The following is a 17,671-nucleotide window of genomic DNA, read 5'->3' as shown; positions in this document are numbered from 1 at the left end:
AGCGGCGGTCACGTCGAGGAGAGCTCGGGTTCGGGCTCACGGGCTGCGTCCCGGCTCTCGCGGGCGTGGACCCGCATCGTCACGGTGCACAGGACCATGCCGATCACGGCCGCCAGGATCAGCACGGTGAACATCGCCGAGAATCCGCCGCCCTGGGCCGGGACGCCGTTGGCGGGGTCGCCGATCCACCACGAGGCGACGGCCGGCAGGAACGCGTCGGGCAGGTAGGCCAGTCCGGAGGCGAGGCCGATCACGCCGCCGCGCTGGGCGACCGGGATGCCCAGCTCGCCGACCGATGACCAGAACACCCCGCGCGCCGCGAAGACGGTGAGGCTCATGATGATCATCAGGGCGACGGCGATCCACAGCATGCCCGCCTGCCGGGGCAGGACGAGGTAGCCGACGGCGGTGAGGCCGACGATGACGAAGCTGACCCGCAGGAACCGCGGGGTGGAGCCGAAGTACTTGTCGACCAGGATGCCGCCGACGGGGCCGGCGAGGAACTGGAACACGTAGGTGCGGATCACGCCGATCACACCGATCATGCCCGCGGCGACGCCGAAACCGTCCTGCAGCAGCGGCGAGAGGTAGCCCATCAGGGTGTAGAAGCAGTACATCATCATCACGGAGCCGCCGATCAGCCACGTGTACTTGTTGGCTGCCGCCCGCAGCAGCTGCCGGGGGCCGACGGACTGGCGCTCCGCCTTGTCCAGCTGGTCCTTGCCCTGGTGGACGACGAACAGGACGAGGACCGCGAGCACGATCGCCAGGACCCCGTAGATCTGGATCAGCGTCGTCACGCCGGTGCTGGCCACGACGGCGCGCGCGACGATCACGGATCCGACGAGACCAATGATGGTGGTCGTCAGGCCGCGGATCCCCTCGAGGAAGCCGAACAGGCGGCCCTGCTCGCCCTCGCTGCCGAGCAGACCGATCGACTTCACCAGCGCTGACCAGTACAGCCCCATACCGAGCACCGCGAAGAGCACGTGCACGATCAGCACGGCCAGGTATCCCGGCGCTGTGGAGACGTACAGGTCCAGCACGCCGGTGCCCGCCATGGCGATGACGATCAGCAGCTTCGGCGAGAACCTGTCGGCGAACCAGCCGCCGACGAAGTACATGACGACGGCGACCGCGCCGAACACCGAGGTGACGGTGCCGTACTGCTGCAGGGAGAGGCCCAGGGCCTCCGCGCCGTCGTGGAGGAAGAGGAACCGCAGGTAGGCGACCTGGAAGACGACCCCTCCGGTCATCGCCAGGATCAGGAAGCTGACCGATCTTCGCATTCGGGTCATGAGGCCACTCCTTTGTGGGCTGATCGGGGAACGGGTGAGGGAGGCGGGAAGCCGCCCGCGATGACGGACGGGACCGCCACCAGGGCGGGGGCACCGCCCCGAGGGCGGGCGCACCGCCACCAGGACGGGGGGCACCGCCGTGAGGGCACAAAAAAAAGAGACCAGCAAGCAGTCGCCCCCCGAAGGGAGCGACGCCACTGATCTCTTGGTCTCTGTCGTGACGTCCGGGATGACCCCGGAGCTATGAAGTTTTGACGAAAGCTACCAGCGTGCCCGGCCGGGTGTCCAGCCGGTCATCGACGCCGCGCGGGGGCGGCCCGAGCGAGCCCGTCCGTCGCGGGCTCGCGTGGCCCTCACGGCAGCGTTCGTCGTCGGCTCACATCGCCCACACGGCCCGATCGGAGGTGGCCACGGCCAGGGCGCCGGCACCGAGCGCAGCGATGACGTCGCCGCGCTCGCAGACCAGTCCGCCGGCGATGACCGGGGTCGAGAAGTCCGCGCGCAGCCACTCGATGACGCGCGGGATGCATCCCGGCAGGATCTCGACGAAGTGGGGCTCGCCTTGGCGGAGCACCCGCGCCAGCTGGTGATACGAGATCGAGTCGACCAGGAAGTATCGCTGGACGGCGGTGAGGCCTGCCCGTCGGGCGGCCCGCACCACGGCCGGCTTGGAGGAGAGGATGCCATCGGCCTCGGTGTGGGTGGCCAGCCACTGGACGGCGACGTCCTGGGAGGACAGACCCTCGATGAAGTCGACGTTGACCAGGACGATCTTGCCGGCCGCGATGCACCGGGCCACGGTCTCCTCGATATCGATCAGGCTGCCGTAGAGCAGGAACAGGACCTCGTGGTCCGTCTCGAGAGCCGCCTCCAGCGCCCGGTCGTCCTTGATGCTGGTGATGACCGGATCGGACTGCAGCGACTCCCGGACGGCCTCCTCTCGGGACAGCGCGGCACGGTCCACACACATATCTGGTTCCTCTCGAGATGAACTGCCTCGCGGCCATGGCCTGCCGCGTCCCCGGAGAGCAGGGCGGGTGGTGCCGGCGGGAGGCACGTGCCCGATCGGGTCGGGGCCGCGGCGTCGAGGCGGGCCGGAAGCTTCCACGCTACCGGACCCGGAACGCGTGCCGACCGCGCGCGGACGCGCACGGCAGGGCATGCCGTGGGCCGAGTGGGAGCGGGGTTCTCGCGGCGCCTGTGATGTGCACGGGCACGGGTTCCGAACCGCAGACGTGGGTGGTTAGCTTGCCTCTGTAGGATTCCCGACCGGCCCTCGCCGATGTCCGGAGTGCGATGGCGGAGCACCTCGGAGTCGAGGCCGCCCGAGCGGCCCACGCCGCGCGATCACCGAACGGACTGACTCATGACCTTGTTCGCGCCCCTGCGACGGAGAGGAAGAGCGTTCCTCGCTCACCTGGCTGAACCGGAGTCGGTCACCAGCGGCCTGCAGATCCTCAAGGCAGTGGTCGCGGGCACCGCCGCGTGGTGGATCTCCGCCAATGTCCTGGGCTCCGAGCTCCCCTTCCTCGCCCCGTGGACCGCCCTGCTGACAGTGCACGCCACCGTGTACCGCTCGCTGTCTCGCGGAGCCCAGACCACCGTCGCCTCTGCCATCGGCGTCGGCCTCTCCTTCGCGATCGGTGCTGTGCTCGGCGTGAGCGTGTGGACCTTCGCCCTGGCCCTGCTGGTCGGGCTGGTCGGGGCTCGTGCCACCTGGATCCGCGACGAGGGCATCGCGATCGCGACCACGGCGATCTTCGTGCTCGGCAGCGGGTTCGGAGCCCAGCAGCCGTTGCTGAACGACCGGATCCTGGAGGTGGGGCTCGGTGTGGCCGTGGGGGTGCTGGTCAATCTCATGCTCATCCCGCCGCTGCGGGAGAGCCAGGCCGCCCGCTACGTCGACAGCATCAATCGCCGGATGGGCGAGCTGCTCGGTCAGATGGCCGAGGAGCTCTCGGAGGACTGGCAGACGGCTCACGCCGACAACTGGGTGGCCGAGACGCACGCGATGAGCGACGAGCTCACCACGGCCTGGCAGGCGGTCCGCTTCGCCCGCGAGAGCGAACGGGCCAACCCACGCCGGGGGCTGCGGCGGGCACGTGCACGGAAGAGTGGACGGAAGAACGGCGCCTCTGCGCAGAGCGAGGCCGAGAAGGCCTCCTACGAGGAGATCCTCACCCGCGTGGACGAGGGGATTTCACACCTTCGCCACCTGGCCCGGACACTGCGTGAAGCCGACTACGCCGACGGCGACTGGGATGCCGACTTCCGCGAGCGGTGGGTCGCGATCGTCCGCGACGCCGGCCGCGCCATCGCTGATCCCGACATCGAGGTGGAACCGATCGCCGACCGCCTCGAGGAGCTGACCACGGACCTGGCCGACCACACGGAGCTCCCGCGACGCTCGTGGCCGCTGTACGGGTCGCTGCTGGCGGGCATGCGCCACCTGGCCCTGATCGTCGACGACGTCGCCTCGGCGCGTGCGGCGCGCGAACAACGGGGGACGACCCCGACGGGCTGAGACGCCCGGCCACCCCGCCCGCTGATCACGGTTTCGACCACCTCGCCGCGGTCACCGACCTCCGACGGGAGTACATCGCGCCGGCGGCATGACGGGCGGACAGCTTCGGTCCGCACCGTCGGGGATACTGCACGACATGGACGAGAACATGCCGCCGGACCCGCTGGTCATCGCCGACCGCGCCGGCTGGCGCGCGTGGCTGGATCAGCACGAGCACACCTATGACGGGGTCTGGCTGCTGCTGGCGAAGAAGGGGCGGGATTCGCCGACGACGCTGACCTACCAGGAGGCCCTCGAGGAGGCACTGTGCAGCGGCTGGATCGACGGCCAGCGCACCACCTACGACGAGCGCAGCTTCCGGCAGCGATTCACGCCGCGGCGGACCCGGTCGATCTGGTCCCAGCGCAACGTCGTGATCGTCGCGCGACTGGCCGACGAGGGCCGGATGCGCGAGCGCGGCCAGGCGGAGATCGACCGGGCGAAGGCCGACGGGCGCTGGGAACGCGCCTACGCCGGCCCCGCCACGGCCGAACCCCCGCCGGATCTCCTGGCCGCGCTCGCCGCGGAACCCGAGGCTCAGGCGGCGTTCGAGCAGCTCACGCGCTCGGCCCGGTTCTCCGCGCTGAGCCCGATCCTCACCGCGGCCACGGAGCGCACTCGCCAGCGCAGGATCGCCGCGCTGATCGCCTCTCTCACCTCCGGATGAGCGTCTCGCTGAGCTCCCAGAGCCGGCCAGCCGCGGCCGGATCGACCGCGTGCGGCACGACGGTGGTCTCGGGAGCGGTCATGTCGATCGGCTGAGGATCCAGGTCCAGCTCGGAGATGTCGTTGTCCTTGAGGTAGACGCCCCCGACCTCCGCGAGCAGCGTACTGGTCGCCGCGAACACGCTGGTGCTGGCGCCCTGCTGGAGCGTCTTCTTCTCGTGCTCGGGGTCGATGATCTGCTGGCCGTGCTCGTTGATCAGTCCCTGCGCGCGCAGCGCCTCGGAGTCCATTCCGCCTCTGGCGGTCGCCCCCGGAGCCCGGGCCGGGCCCAGGCTCGTGGTGACGATGATGCCGGGGTGGACGGCATAGCCGCGGATCCCGTCGGCCGCCCATCGCCGGTCCAGCTCGACCGCGAAGAGCACGTTCGCGGTCTTGGACTGCCCGTAACCGAGCAGCCCCATCTCGTCGTAGCCCGACTCGAAGTGCGGGTCCTCCCAGCGGATGCCGGAGAGCCGGTGCCCGCCGGAGGTCAGGTTGACCACGCGGGCGCCGCCGGCGGCGCGCAGTGCCGGCAGCAGGGCGAGGGTGAGCTGGAAGTGGCCGAGGTGGTTGGTGGAGAACTGCGACTCGTAGCCACGTGCGTCCCGCACCACAGGCCCGGCCATGAGGCCGGCGTTGTTCAGCAGCACATGCAGCGGGCGGCCGGTGGCGAGGTAGCGCTCGGCGAAGGCGTCGATCGAGTCGGGATCCATGAGGTCGAGCCGGCTGGTCTCGACCCGCTCGATGCCCGCGAGCTTCGCCGCGGCCGCTTCCGGGTCTCGCGAGCCGACGGTGACGGAGGCGCCGGCCGCGGTCAGGGCGCGGGTGGTCTCCCGGCCGATGCCGTGGTGGCCGCCGGTGACGACGACGTGGGTGCCGGTGAGGTCCCGACCGGCGAGGACGTCGTCGGCCGTATTCGCAGCGGTGAAGCCGCTGTCGAGGGGGCGCTGCTTGTCGAGGACGGACTGGGGGAGTTGGATGTCGGTGGCCTGTGCGGCGGGTATCTGTGTGGTCATGTCTCCACTGTGAGGCGACGGCGGCGAACTCTGAATACTTGTCAGTCCGGATTTCTTGCGCGAGAGTACGGGCATGCGCCCTGATCATCTGTCCCAGGTCTTCGATGTCGTCGACGTGCGGGGCGTCCTCTCGGGCGGCTTCGCGGTGCAGGGGCCGTGGGTCTCCAGGGCGCCGATCGAGGGCCTGAAGTTCTTCGCGCTCGTCAGCGGACGAGCTCACGTCCTGGCCGACGGGCTGACCGAGCCGCTCGAGGTGGGCGCGGGGGATGTCCTCCTGCTCAACGAGAGCCGCTGGTTCGAGGCATGGGGCGGGGAGGGCACCGGGCCCCGACGCGAGATGGTGCCGGAGGAGGGCTTCTCCACGGCTCGCTTCACCCCGGCCGGCGGCCTTCACGACGTGCTGGTCGGCGGGCACGTCGAACTGAGCCCGGCCGGCCGGACGCTGCTGACGAGCGCACTGCCGCAAGTGGCGCATGTGCACGGGACCGGCTCGTCGGCCACGAACCTCCGCGGCAGCGTGCACCGGATGTTCCTCGAGGCCGCGAGCGACCGGATCGGCTCCGCCTTCGCGATGCGCCAGCACGGCCAACTGCTGCTGCTCGAGATGCTCCGCGCCTATGTCGAGCAGGACGAGCTGCTGCCCGGCTGGCTGCGACTGCTGACCGACGAGCGCCTGCGCCCGGCGGTGAGTCTCCTGCACGACGAGCCCGGCCGGGCCTGGGGCCTGGCCGAGCTCGCCCGCGCCGCGGCGATGTCCCGCACGACCTTCGCCGAACGTTTCCGGGCAGTCGCCGGCATGCCGCCCTTGGCCTACCTCAGCCGCTGGCGCATGCTGCTGGCCCAGCACGCACTGCGCGAGGCCGGAACCCGCATCTCCGTGCTCGCCCGCGAGCTCGGCTACTCCTCCGAGAGCGCCTTCAGTGCCGCTTTCAAACGTGAGGTGGGAATGGCGCCGCGGACGTTCCGGCAGGTGCGTGCATCCGCTCGGTCTTCACCGCTATGAGACTACGCATCACGATAGCCGTGACCGGACCGTCCGTGAGCACGCCGAGAGACTGCTTCAGCCCACGCTCACCTCCCACGACACCACGCTCACCGAGTGCGCCGGGGCTACGAACACCCCGCCGCTCAGCTCCGCCGCGCTTTCCCGCAGCCTCAGCACGTCGGGCCGGTCAAGAGTGTTCACCGCGAACAGGTCCTGCGCGTCGGCGCCGAGCGTATGCACCGACACCGGCCCTTCGACGAGCTCTCCGTCCACGGCGAGCACGGCTTCCACGTCCTGATCGGCCGAACGGTTGATCACCGCCGCGTATCGCCGCGACCCATCGGCCGACGCGGAGGCGCTCACGTCCAGGACGCCCACGCTGGTCGCCACGTCCACACAGTGCGCCTCGCCGCCCCATCCCTGCTCGTGGCGCACCGGCAACGTGACGGACGGACCGGCGACCCGCGCCGGCAGCGGCACGGTGCCGAAGTGGTTCAGGTACAGATCCCACACGTGGTAGGTGGCCGAGCGCACCAGGCCGCCCTCGCGCACTGCGAGAAGTCCGTTGGCGTTGACGAGATTCACGGTGTTGGCCATGGTCACGGGCACCTGGTTGCTCGACGTGCGGTGAATGGCGTGGAACACCCCGGAGTAGAACAGGGCATCGGCCAGGGTGCGCGGCGAGTACCGGCTCACCCGCCAGCCGTGCTTCCCGGCCACGCCCGGCTCGTCGGTCGGGCCGGAGGTGTCGCGCTCGGCGATGCCACCGTCGGCCCCCGGTCGCGGATCATCCCACGTGCGTGGCTCGTAGTGGCGCATGTTCCACTCGTCGAAGGCGATCTCCAGGGGGCTGGTGATGCCATGGCGGGCAGCAGCACCGGCGATCTTCCGTGAGAAGCCTTGCAGCACGTTCTCGACGTGGACGGCCTGCGCGACGATCGCGTCGAACTCTGCCCGGGAGGGATCGACGAGGTGGAAGCTCGCCCCGTAGGCGTGGATGGAGACCCAGTCGGTGATCTCGCCGAGCTCGCGCACCACCACGTCGGTCCAGCGGTCGTCGTCGACGCCGACGGCGACGAACCGGATCGAGCCGTCGACGGCTCGCATGAACTTCGCGTGCTCGAGGGCGTCCTCGGCGTAGCGCTCGGGGCTGCGGTGTCCCATCTGCCACGTTCCGTAGACCTCGTTGCCCAGGCCCCAGATCGGCACGGGGCGTCGGCTATCGAGCCCGTCGGAGGTGCGGCGCCGGGTCATCTCGGTGTCCCCGGTGTAGTTGCAGTACTCCACCCAGCGCACCGCGTCCTCGACGCTGCGGCAGCCGTGGCCGAGGTAGGGAGTGGCGCCGGTGGCCTCGCACCAGGCGAGGAACTCCGGGGTGCCGAACCGGTTGGACTCCTCCGAGCCCCACGCCAGCTCGAGGCGTCGCGGCCGCCGGTCCCGCGGCCCGGTGCCGTCCTGCCACCAGTAGGCCGAGGTGAAGTTCCCGCCCGGCCAGCGCACCACAGGCATGCCCAGGTCGCGACAGGCATCGATGACGTCCTGACGGCATCCGGCCAACGGTCCTTCTCCACTGACGGACAGCTGCGAGCCCTCGTCGAACACCCCGCCTTCTATATTGTGGAAGAACGCCGACTCGAGGAAGTGGCCGTAGATCATCGGTTCGATCGGTCGCTCGGGGTCGGCGCCGGAGACGTCGATGCGAGCCTGGGCAGTGTGCGGCGCGTTGGTGGTCATGGGGTCCTTTCGGGGGAATGGGAGATCAGCCCTTGAGGCCGGTGGTCGAGACGCCCTCGATGATCCAGCGCTGGGCGATGACATACAGGGCTAGGACGGGGACGCTGGCGATGACCGCGCCGGCCATCATCACGTCGTAGCGGGTGCCGTTCTCCGCCTGCAGCAGCCGCAGCCCGGAAGGAAGCGTCTGCATCTCGCTGCTGAAGAGCACGAAGACGGGCCAGAGATAGTCGTTCCAGCTCGTGAGGAACGAGAGCACCACGAGAGTGGCGATGGCGGGCCGGGCCAGAGGGAGCATGACTTGTACGAACGTCGACCACTGCGAGCAGCCGTCGACGATGGACGCCTCCTCGAGCTCCTTGGGGATCGCGGCGAAGAACTGACGCAGGAAGAACACGCCGAAGGCGCCCGCAGCGCCCGGGATGATGAGCGCCGCGTACGTGTTCAGCCAGCCCAGGGAGTTCACGATGAGGAAGTGGGGGATCAGCATGACTACCGCGGGCACGAACATCGTGGCGAGGACCACCCCCATCATGAGCGTGCGGCCCCGGAACTGCATGCGCGCCAGTGCGTATGAGGCGAGCACGGCGAGTACCACGGTCAGAGCGGAGTGCGCGACCGCGACCACCAGACTGTTGGCCACCCATCGCAGCACCGGGACTGAGTCGTCACCCAGGATGTGTTTGAAAGCCCCCAGGGTCGGGTTGCGTGGCCACAGCCGGAAGTCCGGAGATACCGACTCGGCGGGGGTCTTGAACGCGGTACCGAGCATGTACAGCAACGGAAGGGCGAATACGCACGTTAGGAGGATCAGCGCTGCCCACAGCGCGATGCGCTGGAGGCGTACGGGTCGGCGACGGGAGGGGCGAGAGGTCGCCATCGTCTACACCTTTCCCACGAAGCGGAAGATCTGGTTCACGAGCAGACTCGCCGCGATCAGGCACACGGCGAGGATCATGCTCATCGCACTCGCCATACCGATGTCATAGGACTGCATTCCGGTCTGTGCGATGTAGCCGATCGCGGTGCGAGTCGCCCCGCCGGGCTGCTCGTTGGTGATCAGCGCCGACTGGCCGTACATGTTGGCCGACGCGATGATCGTGATGACCACGACGAACTGCAGCACTCGACGCATATGCGGGATGGTCACCACCCACAGCCGTTGCCAGGCGTTGGTCCCGTCGATCCGAGCGGCCTCGTACAGCTGTGCGGGCACGTCCTGCAGGGCCGCCAGGTAGATGACGGCGTTGAAGCCGACCGTCCACCACACCGTCACGCCCACGAGCGAGACCCAGCCGGCGGGCAATGAGGTCGTCCAGGCGACCGTGTCGGGCAGCCCCAGGGAACCCAGCAGATGGTTCACCGGGCCCACACGGGCATCGAGGAGGAAGTGCCAGAGCACGCCCACCACGGCGACGCCCAGCACATACGGAGCGAAGTACACCGCGCGGAAGAAGGTGCGCCCGGGGAACTTCTGGTTCAGCAGCAGTGCGAGGGCGAAGGGGACGACGACCAGCAGAGGGACCGACAGGGCGGTGAAGATCGCGGTGACCCTCATCCCCCGCCAGAACTCCTCGGACAGCACCCCCTCACCGGACAGCAGCGTCGTATAGTTCTGCGCCGCGATGAATCCTCCGCTGTCGAAGCCCAGGATCCACTGCCGCGTGCTCGAGTAGGCCAGGACCAGGATCGGTGCCAGCACGAATACCGCGAACAGCACCAGGAACGGGGCGACGAACAGATAGGGCGTGACGGGACTCCCGACCCGGATCCTGCGCCTGTCGCCGCTCGCGGGCGGCGCAGGTAGAGGCGCGGGGGGCGCGCTCAGGCTCGGAGCAGCGTTGCTCATCAAACCTCTTCTCTCGGCGGTCTCTCGCCTGGTCGATGACGTCGCGCGGGACGTCGGAAGGTCAGAATTCGTACAGCTCCCGGTTACGGTCGAGCATCTCCTGCGCAGTCGTGACCGCGGCCGTGAGCGCGGCTTCCGGATCTTCCTCGCCGAGCACCGCCCGACTCACCGCGCGCTGGTAGCTGTCCGCTGCGATCTCACGGGAACCGGGAACCTGCTGCAGGAAGATGAAGCTCTCGAGCACCTCCTCGGTCGCGAGCTCGGCCTGGCGGCTATCGGTGAACTGCGTGTCCTCCCGCGCCGAGGCCCGCGCCGGGATGTTGCCCGACGCCGCCCAGGTCGCGGAGTTCTCGCTCATCCAGGAGATGAACACCCGAGCGGCCTGACCGCGATCGGCGTCGGCGTCGGCCTGCTTGGTGAGCGTGAAGTTGTGGGAATTCGCGAACACGCCAGGGGAGTCGCCGATCGTCGGGAAGGCGCTGATGCCATACTCCATCCCATCGGTGGTGTCCTCGAGGTCATTGATCAGCCACAGCAGCTCATGGATGAGGGCCGAGGAGCCGTTCTTGAAGGCGGTGGCCAGGTCGGTGGCGTCCGAGGGACTGATGTCGTCGGCCACGAGGTCTCGCATCCAGGTCAACGCCTTCGCTCCGGCATCGTCGCCGAAGGTGACGGTGGTGAGGTCCTCGGAATAGAGGGAGCCGCCGAACTGGCCGAGCAGACTCACGAAGATCTGCCAGTTGTCGGGAGAGACCCAGAAGGGGTTCTCGATACCTGCGGACTGCAGGGACTGGACGGCGGCGTCGAACTCCTCGCCGGTGGTGGGGCCGGCCTCAAGCCCAGCGGTCGACAACTTCTCCGTGCTCCAGTACTGCGCAATGGTGAACATGTCCAGCGGAATGCCATAGCGCTGCCCCTGGAACACGCCGCCTTGCCACACGGCCGGGGTGAAGTCCGATTCGCTGAGACCGAGGGATTCGGCGAGGTTGTCCAGCGGCACGATGGTCCCTCGGGAGGCGAAGCTCGCGAGCTGGTCCAGGTGCATCGCCGCGACATCGGGCCCGCTGCCGGCATCGGTCGCAGTGACGACCTTCGAGTAGAAGTCGGCCCACTCGAGGGAAGACTGCTTGACGGTGATCGCAGGGTTCGCTTCGGTGAACTCGGTGATGAGCTGTTTCATGTACGGGCCGTCGCCTCCGGTGAAGCCGTTCCAGAAGGTGATGGTGACGTCCGGCCCGTCGTACTCGGCAGTGAAGGGTTCGGATCCCGCCGCAGGAGCCTCATCCGAGCCTCCGATCGACTGTCCGCCCGAGCAGGCGGCAACGGTGAGCGTGGCGCCGGCTGCGCCAGCGCCGGAGAGGAGACGGCGTCGGCCGAAGTCCTGGGCTGAGCGCGGTGTGCCGCCGTGGAGGCGGTGCGCGGTGGATCGTGGGGAGAGCATCATGATCCGTTCCTTTCGAACGAGCTGAGGGAGGTGTCGTAGTCCTTGCCGCCCACCGGATACATCGACGTCATCCAGTGATAGAAGTTGTCCCCGCGGTCGCGGAGGCGGCGGTACAGCAGGGCCAGGTGGGCATCGCGCACCTGGCGGCATTCGGGGAAGCCATAGCGGTTGGTGAGCTCGTACGGGTCGGCGACGAGGTCGTAGAACTCGTTGACGGACTCGGGGTTCACGACGAGCTTGTAGCGGTCGGTGATGAGCATCCGCTGCGGGTACGGGAAGTGGTGTCCGTGGAACTCGGCGACGTAGTCGGTGCGCCACCGTGGATGCTCGCCGCGCAGGATCGGCAGCAGGCTGGTGCCGTCGGCGGACCTGACGGGCTTGATCCCCGCGAGTTCGTTGATGGTGGCGGGGAGGTCGATGAGGTCGGCGAACTCGCGGCGGTGCTGGGCCGGACCGCCGCCGGGCGGCCGGATCACGCCGGGCACCCGATAGATGTCCTCGTACATCGCCGGCCCCTTGTCGTGCAGGCGGTGGGCACCGGTGAACTCGCCGTGATCAGCGCTGAAGAACACGGCGGCGTCGTCGTAGACGCCTAGCTCCCGGGCGACGTCGACGATCCGGCCGATCTCGTGATCGATCATCGTCACGTATCCCCAGTAGGCGGCGATCAGCTTGCGGCTGGTCTCCTCGCCGAGGGTGTCGAACGTCCAGTGCGCCGAATAGTTCGACTGCACCGGGGGCTTGCCCAGGAACGTCTCGGCGATCGAAGGCGGCAGCTCCACGTCTTCGGGGTCGTACAGGTCGAAGTACTCTGGCGGCAGGTTGTAGGGAAGATGCGGACCGAAGAAATGAGTGGCCAGGAAGAATGGCGTCCCGTCGCGACGGAAGTCCTGCACGTACTGGCGGAGCCGCTCGATCGCGAGGTCCCCGAGGAACCGCTCGAAGGTGGCCTCCACGCCGTGCTCGAGACGGGCAGCGAGCAGGTTGCCCGGGCTGCCGTTGGGGAAGGTCCCGCGGATCTCGTCGCGCAGGCGGTATGCGGGAAGGCCCCGCTCGGCGAGGTAGCGCTCGTAGGTGGGATGGTCGACCGGGTTGTGCCAGCCGTGCATGTGCAGGGCGTCGAACCCGAAATCCTCCGCGGTGCGCTTCAGCCCCACATGCCACTTCCCGGCCAGTCCGACGTTGTAGCCGTGCTCGCGAAGATCACGGCTGAACGAGCCGTGATCGGGATCCAGGTCCTCCTTGTAGCCGACGTTGCGCTCGTAGTTGGCAAGCAGCTGGTGTCGGAAAGGCGCCTCGCCCGTCAGCAGACTCGCCCGCGCAGGGGTGCAGATCGCAGTGGGCGTGTAGAAGCGGTCGAAGACCGTCCCCTCGGCGGCGACGGAGTCGAGCCACGGGGTCTCGACGATCTCGTTGCCGTAGCAGGGCAGGGTGTCCACCCGATGCTGATCGGTCAGGAAGAAGAACATGTTGGGGCTGGTCACGAGGAGAGTCGTCCCTTCTGGGCGGCGGGGGAATCGGGCCGGGACAGCGCGATGGCTGGGTCACGCAGGATGAGGGCGATCCCACCCAGCGCACCGTCGACCGCACGGATCCGGCCCGCGTGGAGGGCGATGCGGTGCGCTCGCGCCGGCATGAGGTTCTTTGTGAATGCGACCTCGAGCGGAGCGGTGAGATGTGGGCCGAGGCCGATCAGGTCGCCGCCGAGCACGACCCCTTCCACGTCGAGTGCCGTGCAAACGTTCGCGAGCACGACGCCGATGCGCCGGCCGGCGCCGGCGACGATCTCGCGGCGGCGCACATCGCCGGCGTCGAGCGTCGTGCGCAGCGCATCCAGATCGCGGTGGGCCGTCGTGGCCAGGATCCGCTCTCGTGAGACGTAGGACTCGAGACAGCCGCGCTTGCCGCAGCGGCACGGGGGGCCTCCCGGATCGACCGTCATATGGCCGAACTCGCCGGCCGTACCGTGGAGCCCGTCGTACATCGCGCCCTGGGTGATCAGGGCTCCGCCGACGCCGTCCATGAGCCGCAGATACACGAAGCTCTGCAGATCGCGGCCCGAGCCCCACACCGCCTCCGCAAGACCGGCCAGGCGGGAATTGTTGTCCGCCCGCACCTCGCGCGCCACACGGGAGGCGAAGGTCGCCACCAGGGATTCCATGACGGCTTCGCGATCCGGGATACGGCCGGGAATGCCCAGGCCGACGGCGATGACGTCGCGCCCGTCCAGGACGTCCAGCGCCGCCATCCGTGAGAAGGCATGCTGGATACGTCGCGGCCACGGAGTGTCGTGTTCGTAGGCGGCCGAGGCCGAGCCCTCGATGCGATGAGCCTCGTTCATGGCGGTCACGGTGACGCGCCGGTGCCCGAACTCGACACCGAGAATCACGGCCCCCGACACGCTCAGGGCAAGGAGCTCCGGATTGCGCCCCACGGCGCGGGAGGACGGGGCTGTGCCCATGCTCTCGACGCGGCCACCGGTGAGGAGGCGGGCCGTCACGGTGGACACGGTGGCGCGGGATAAGCCTGTGCGCCGGACCAACTCGGCGCGGGTTGAAGGACCTTGAAGGCGCAGTGCCAGCAAGACCTCGTGCTCAGCGCCGCGCAGGGGCCTCGTCGTCCCGTTCTTCATCCCGACAGCATGGAGTCGGTCGGCGAAGGCCGCAACGACATGCGTTGATTTCTGACAAATAGCCGACGGAATGCGTCCGAACGAGAGGAGTGATCCGTGTGCGTCAGCGGGTGCGCACCCACGCCATCGAGTACGCCCGCGCCATGACGCGCCGAACCGGAGAGTGGAGGGCGGCTCGCACGGCCAGTCCCCGGAGGGAGGACAGTGGTTCCGCGAGCGGGCGTCCCAGTGCCATGTTCAGGTGCGCGAGCAGACGGGCGGTACGCGCCCGACGTTGACAGGTCTTTTCGAACTGCAGCCACTCGCGGCTGCCCCGGAGGGTGCCGCTAAATTTGCTTGTCACCGTCTGCGGGATGAGGGGCGCCAGGTCGTAGGCATCCAGCCAGCCCAGGGAGATCCCCTGGCCCCCGATCGGGCTGATTTCGTGGGCGGCATCGCCGATCAGCATGCAACGCCCAGTTAGCAGGTGCCGCGCCGTGCGCCGGTGCACGGTGAATGCACTGATCATGCGGATCGCCGTCGTGTCGATCCGCACTTTGGTGCGCGAGCGGACGATCTCAGCAAGGGCGGCAGGGGAAGGATCTGCCGAACGGTAGCGCCCGCTGTGGGCCCCGGCATGGGCCGACCCGGTGTGGACCACCCAGCGGCGCAGCCCGCCCGGCAGCGGAAAGGACTCGACGACGCCGTCGGGGTCCAGGTGGATGAACCCCTCGCGGTCTTCACCGTCCCCATCAGGATCGGCGGCGTCGCCCATGAGGTAGGTATCCGGGTACGTAGTACGGGTCGTGGGTACGCCGAGGAGCTCGCGCACCCGGCTGTGGGACCCGTCGGCGCCCACGAGCATGCGGGCGCGCCGGTGTACGACCGGGGCTCCGGCATCGCCCGGGGCGGTGTGCCGTGCGGTCACCTCGATGCGGTCACCGATCTCGCGCAAGCCCGTAACCTCCCAGCCGCGTTGTAGCGTCCCGGGGGCGAATTCGGCCAGTCGGCCCTCGAGCAGCTCCTCGGTGCGGCTCTGCGGTAAGGACAGGACAAACGGTCGGTGCGGCCATGCCCCCTCGAAGCGCAGTCTGCCGAGCTCCCCGCGGCGGCCGCGCGCACTGCCGCCCCGGAGCCGCACTCCCGCGGCGATGGCGGCGTCGTCGAGGCCGACCTCCCGCAGCGCACTCAAGGCCGGGGGATGCAGGCCGATGGCTCGCGAATGGGTGCTGGGCGCGGTGCGACACTCGAGCACGAGCACGCTCACCCCTCGTCGTACCAGCAGCGCTGCGAGGAACAGGCCTGTCGGGCCACCGCCCACGATCAGCACGTCGCAGTCTGGCGGCGGGCCGTCCGGTTCCGCAGCGCCGGGCGCCGCGTCATCGAAGCTGCCGGGCGCGATCATCGTGTCGGGACCTCGTGGGTCAGCAGCAGGCGCCATGGGCCCAGCTCGCTCACATCCCAGCCCTCGGGCGCGATGTCACGCAGTTCGGCGGCGGTGAAGCTGCGGCGGATCGAGATCAGCCCGTCCTCCCGGATGAAGGAGCCGGGGAAGAAGGGCCAGGTGCCCACCGAGAACAGGGCGTAGGCGAGACGGTCGCGCTGGATGTCGCTGTGGACCACCGCGGTGCGGGACAGCCGCCGAGAATCTCTCAGCAGGTCCCGCAGCTCGTCCTCCTCGAGGTGGTGGAGCAGGTGGTTGGAGACCACCAGATCGAACTCGGCGCCCTCGGTGACCAGGTCGGAGGAGAGGGCCCGCCGGAAGTACACGCCCTCGACGGGCCTCTGCCGCATCGCCCAGGCGTGCGCCCGCGGGTCGGGGTCGATGCCGGTTACGCGCAGGTCGAAGCCGTCGCGGCGCGCCCATCGGGCCAGGGCCCGGGCGAGGTCCCCGCCGCCGCTGCCGATGTCCAGCAGCGTGGTCGGACCCTCGCGGTGCAGTCTCGGGCGCAGGTGCCGGCGGTAGGTGGTGCGCCAGCCCGTCACCAGGGAGTTGATGACGCGGAACTGGGCGTAGGTGCGCTCGAGCCGGCGCAGGTCGCAGTCCGGGTCGTCCATGCGCTCGGCGGCGTGTCGGTCGCGCTCGGTCAGGTCGGGCACGCGGAGCCGCTGCGGCAGGTGCGGACGCTGCGCCGCGCGAGAACGGCCGGAGACGCGGGGTCGACCAGGCATGCGCGGCGCCGTCACGGGTGGGTGCTCAGTGCGGCGTCGGCCAGGGCGCCGGTCCCGGGCTCGGGCGCGGAGGCGGCAACGGGGGCGCCGATCGTGGTCAGCAGGGCCGTCTCGACCGTCAGTCCGGGACCGAACGCCATGGAGCACACGCGCTCCTCGGCGCCGGGGGCGGCCTCATCCAGGATCCGGCGCAGCACGAACATCACGGTGGCGCTGGACATGTTGCCGAAGTCCCGCAGCGTCTCGCGGGCGGGGACCAGCTGGCCCTCGTCCAGCTCGAGCTTGGCCTCGACCTTGTCCAGGATGCTGCGTCCGCCCGGATGGATCGCCCAGCGCTCGATCTCCCGGTAGGGCCGCTGCGCCACCGACGGGTCGTGGGCGAGCAGCGGGGTCAGGGCGCCGGTGATGTGCTCGTCGATGATGTGCGGGACGTAGGTGCCCAGCACCATCTCGAAGCCGTTGTCACCGATGTTCCAGGCCATGGACTCTTCGCCCACGGGGGTCAGCACGGTCTCGAAGTGGTCCAGCTGCAGCAGCGGCGAGCTGTGGGGGAGGTCCTTGCCGGTGACGATCGCGGCGGCGGCGCCGTCGCCGAACAGTGAGGAGCCGACGATGGTGTCGGGATCGTTCGAGGTGCGCACGTGCAGCGTGCACAGTTCGACGGTGGCGACCAGCACCACGGCGTCGGGATCGGCCCGGCAGATGGTCTGGGCCTGGCGCAGCGCGGGCAGGGCGGCGTAGCAGCCCATGAATCCCAGGTGGTAGCGCTGGACGGAGGGTTCCAGGCCGAGCGCGCGCACGATGCGGTAATCCGGCCCCGGCGCGAAGAACCCGGTGCAGGAGACGGTGATGACGTGGGTGACGTCGGCCCGCTCGATGCCTTCGGCGACCTCGAGGGCGGCGGCCGCGACGCCGGTGTACAGCTCGGTGGCCTCGCGGGCGAAGATCTCGTTGCGGGTACCGGTGGTGGGGTTCAGGAACCGGCCGGTGCCGACCTCGAAGAACACGGGCTCCTCATCGGCCGACGGGCCGTCCCATTCGGAGATGGCGCTGTAGCGGCGCTCGATCCCGGAGGAGTTGAACGAGGTGGCCACCAGGCGCTGGCCGAGGCGGCTCAGGTCGGGCTGGGCGGCGAAGACGTCGCGGACGTCGTCCTGGGCGAGCTCGGTGGAGGGGACTGCGACTTCCAGGGACCGGAGAGTGACCGTCATGGTTCATTGTCGGGCCGGGAGCGGGGGAGGGGCAATGGTCTGAACGGATGGTCGCTCCCGGCCCTGGTTCGTGAGAGGCCTTG

Annotated in this window: 15 protein-coding genes; 3 read left to right on the top strand and 12 right to left on the bottom strand. The window is 69.3% G+C overall.

Annotation, left to right across the window (positions count from 1 at the left end):
* Positions 1-8: 8 nt before the first annotated feature.
* Positions 9-1,298 (bottom strand): nitrate/nitrite transporter, encoded by a 1,290-nt coding sequence (locus ACFQRD_RS09455; RefSeq protein WP_377018934.1) that lies wholly within the window; start codon positions 1,296-1,298, stop codon positions 9-11.
* Positions 1,299-1,674: 376 nt separating this feature from the next.
* Complete coding sequence (locus ACFQRD_RS09450) at positions 1,675-2,268, bottom strand: glycerol-3-phosphate responsive antiterminator (protein ID WP_377018935.1); 594 nt, start codon at positions 2,266-2,268, stop codon at positions 1,675-1,677.
* Between the two features lie 396 nt (positions 2,269-2,664).
* Here ACFQRD_RS09450 and ACFQRD_RS09445 point away from each other — a divergent pair, with 396 nt between their 5' ends.
* Positions 2,665-3,822, top strand: coding sequence for an aromatic acid exporter family protein (locus tag ACFQRD_RS09445; protein ID WP_377803948.1), 1,158 nt, complete (start codon positions 2,665-2,667; stop codon positions 3,820-3,822).
* Positions 3,823-3,958: 136 nt separating this feature from the next.
* Positions 3,959-4,528: a YdeI family protein gene (locus tag ACFQRD_RS09440; RefSeq protein ID WP_377803947.1), complete on the top strand. Its 570-nt coding sequence runs from the start codon at positions 3,959-3,961 to the stop codon at positions 4,526-4,528.
* Here the strand turns inward: ACFQRD_RS09440 and ACFQRD_RS09435 are convergent.
* The gene (locus ACFQRD_RS09435) at positions 4,515-5,582 is read right to left on the bottom strand and encodes an SDR family NAD(P)-dependent oxidoreductase (RefSeq protein WP_377803945.1); all 1,068 of its coding nucleotides are present in this window, start codon (positions 5,580-5,582) and stop codon (positions 4,515-4,517) included. The genes ACFQRD_RS09440 and ACFQRD_RS09435 overlap by 14 nt on opposite strands.
* Positions 5,583-5,655: 73 nt before the next feature.
* Between ACFQRD_RS09435 and ACFQRD_RS09430 the strand changes: the two genes are divergently transcribed.
* On the top strand, positions 5,656-6,585 hold the full coding sequence (locus ACFQRD_RS09430) for an AraC family transcriptional regulator (RefSeq protein ID WP_377792795.1): 930 nt from the start codon (positions 5,656-5,658) through the stop codon (positions 6,583-6,585).
* A 57-nt stretch (positions 6,586-6,642) separates the two neighbouring features.
* Here ACFQRD_RS09430 and ACFQRD_RS09425 read toward each other — a convergent pair whose 3' ends face one another.
* The 9 genes from ACFQRD_RS09425 to ACFQRD_RS09385 all read right to left on the bottom strand — a co-directional run bounded on the left by ACFQRD_RS09425 (position 6,643) and on the right by ACFQRD_RS09385 (position 17,588).
* The gene (locus tag ACFQRD_RS09425; protein ID WP_377792794.1) at positions 6,643-8,301 is read right to left on the bottom strand and encodes an alpha-L-arabinofuranosidase C-terminal domain-containing protein; all 1,659 of its coding nucleotides are present in this window, start codon (positions 8,299-8,301) and stop codon (positions 6,643-6,645) included.
* 25 nt (positions 8,302-8,326) lie between these two features.
* Positions 8,327-9,181 carry a carbohydrate ABC transporter permease gene (locus ACFQRD_RS09420; protein ID WP_377792793.1) on the bottom strand — a complete coding sequence of 285 codons (855 nt, stop codon included), beginning with the start codon at positions 9,179-9,181 and terminating at the stop codon, positions 8,327-8,329.
* Between the two features lie 3 nt (positions 9,182-9,184).
* Positions 9,185-10,150 carry a carbohydrate ABC transporter permease gene (locus ACFQRD_RS09415; protein WP_377792792.1) on the bottom strand — a complete coding sequence of 322 codons (966 nt, stop codon included), beginning with the start codon at positions 10,148-10,150 and terminating at the stop codon, positions 9,185-9,187.
* 61 nt (positions 10,151-10,211) lie between these two features.
* Positions 10,212-11,591, bottom strand: coding sequence for an ABC transporter substrate-binding protein (locus ACFQRD_RS09410; protein WP_377803943.1), 1,380 nt, complete (start codon positions 11,589-11,591; stop codon positions 10,212-10,214).
* Positions 11,591-13,078 carry a sulfatase-like hydrolase/transferase gene (locus tag ACFQRD_RS09405; protein WP_377792790.1) on the bottom strand — a complete coding sequence of 496 codons (1,488 nt, stop codon included), beginning with the start codon at positions 13,076-13,078 and terminating at the stop codon, positions 11,591-11,593. Before ACFQRD_RS09405 ends, ACFQRD_RS09410 begins: the two co-directional genes overlap by 1 nt.
* Entirely contained in the window at positions 13,075-14,226 is a 1,152-nt protein-coding gene (locus ACFQRD_RS09400) for an ROK family protein (RefSeq protein ID WP_377792789.1), read from the bottom strand. Before ACFQRD_RS09400 ends, ACFQRD_RS09405 begins: the two co-directional genes overlap by 4 nt.
* Before the next feature lie 103 nt (positions 14,227-14,329).
* Positions 14,330-15,610 (bottom strand): FAD-dependent oxidoreductase, encoded by a 1,281-nt coding sequence (locus ACFQRD_RS09395; RefSeq protein ID WP_377792788.1) that lies wholly within the window; start codon positions 15,608-15,610, stop codon positions 14,330-14,332.
* Positions 15,607-16,305: a class I SAM-dependent methyltransferase gene (locus ACFQRD_RS09390; protein ID WP_377792787.1), complete on the bottom strand. Its 699-nt coding sequence runs from the start codon at positions 16,303-16,305 to the stop codon at positions 15,607-15,609. The genes ACFQRD_RS09395 and ACFQRD_RS09390 overlap by 4 nt, the downstream gene beginning before the upstream one ends.
* An 83-nt stretch (positions 16,306-16,388) precedes the next feature.
* Complete coding sequence (locus tag ACFQRD_RS09385) at positions 16,389-17,588, bottom strand: type III polyketide synthase (protein ID WP_377803941.1); 1,200 nt, start codon at positions 17,586-17,588, stop codon at positions 16,389-16,391.
* Positions 17,589-17,671: the final 83 nt, after the last annotated feature.

The sequence above is a fragment of the Brachybacterium sp. GCM10030268 genome, assembly GCF_042666305.1.
Lineage (GTDB): Bacteria > Actinomycetota > Actinomycetes > Actinomycetales > Dermabacteraceae > Brachybacterium.
The sequence above is the reverse complement of the archived record's forward strand: the minus strand, read 5'-3'. Positions and strand labels throughout refer to the sequence as shown.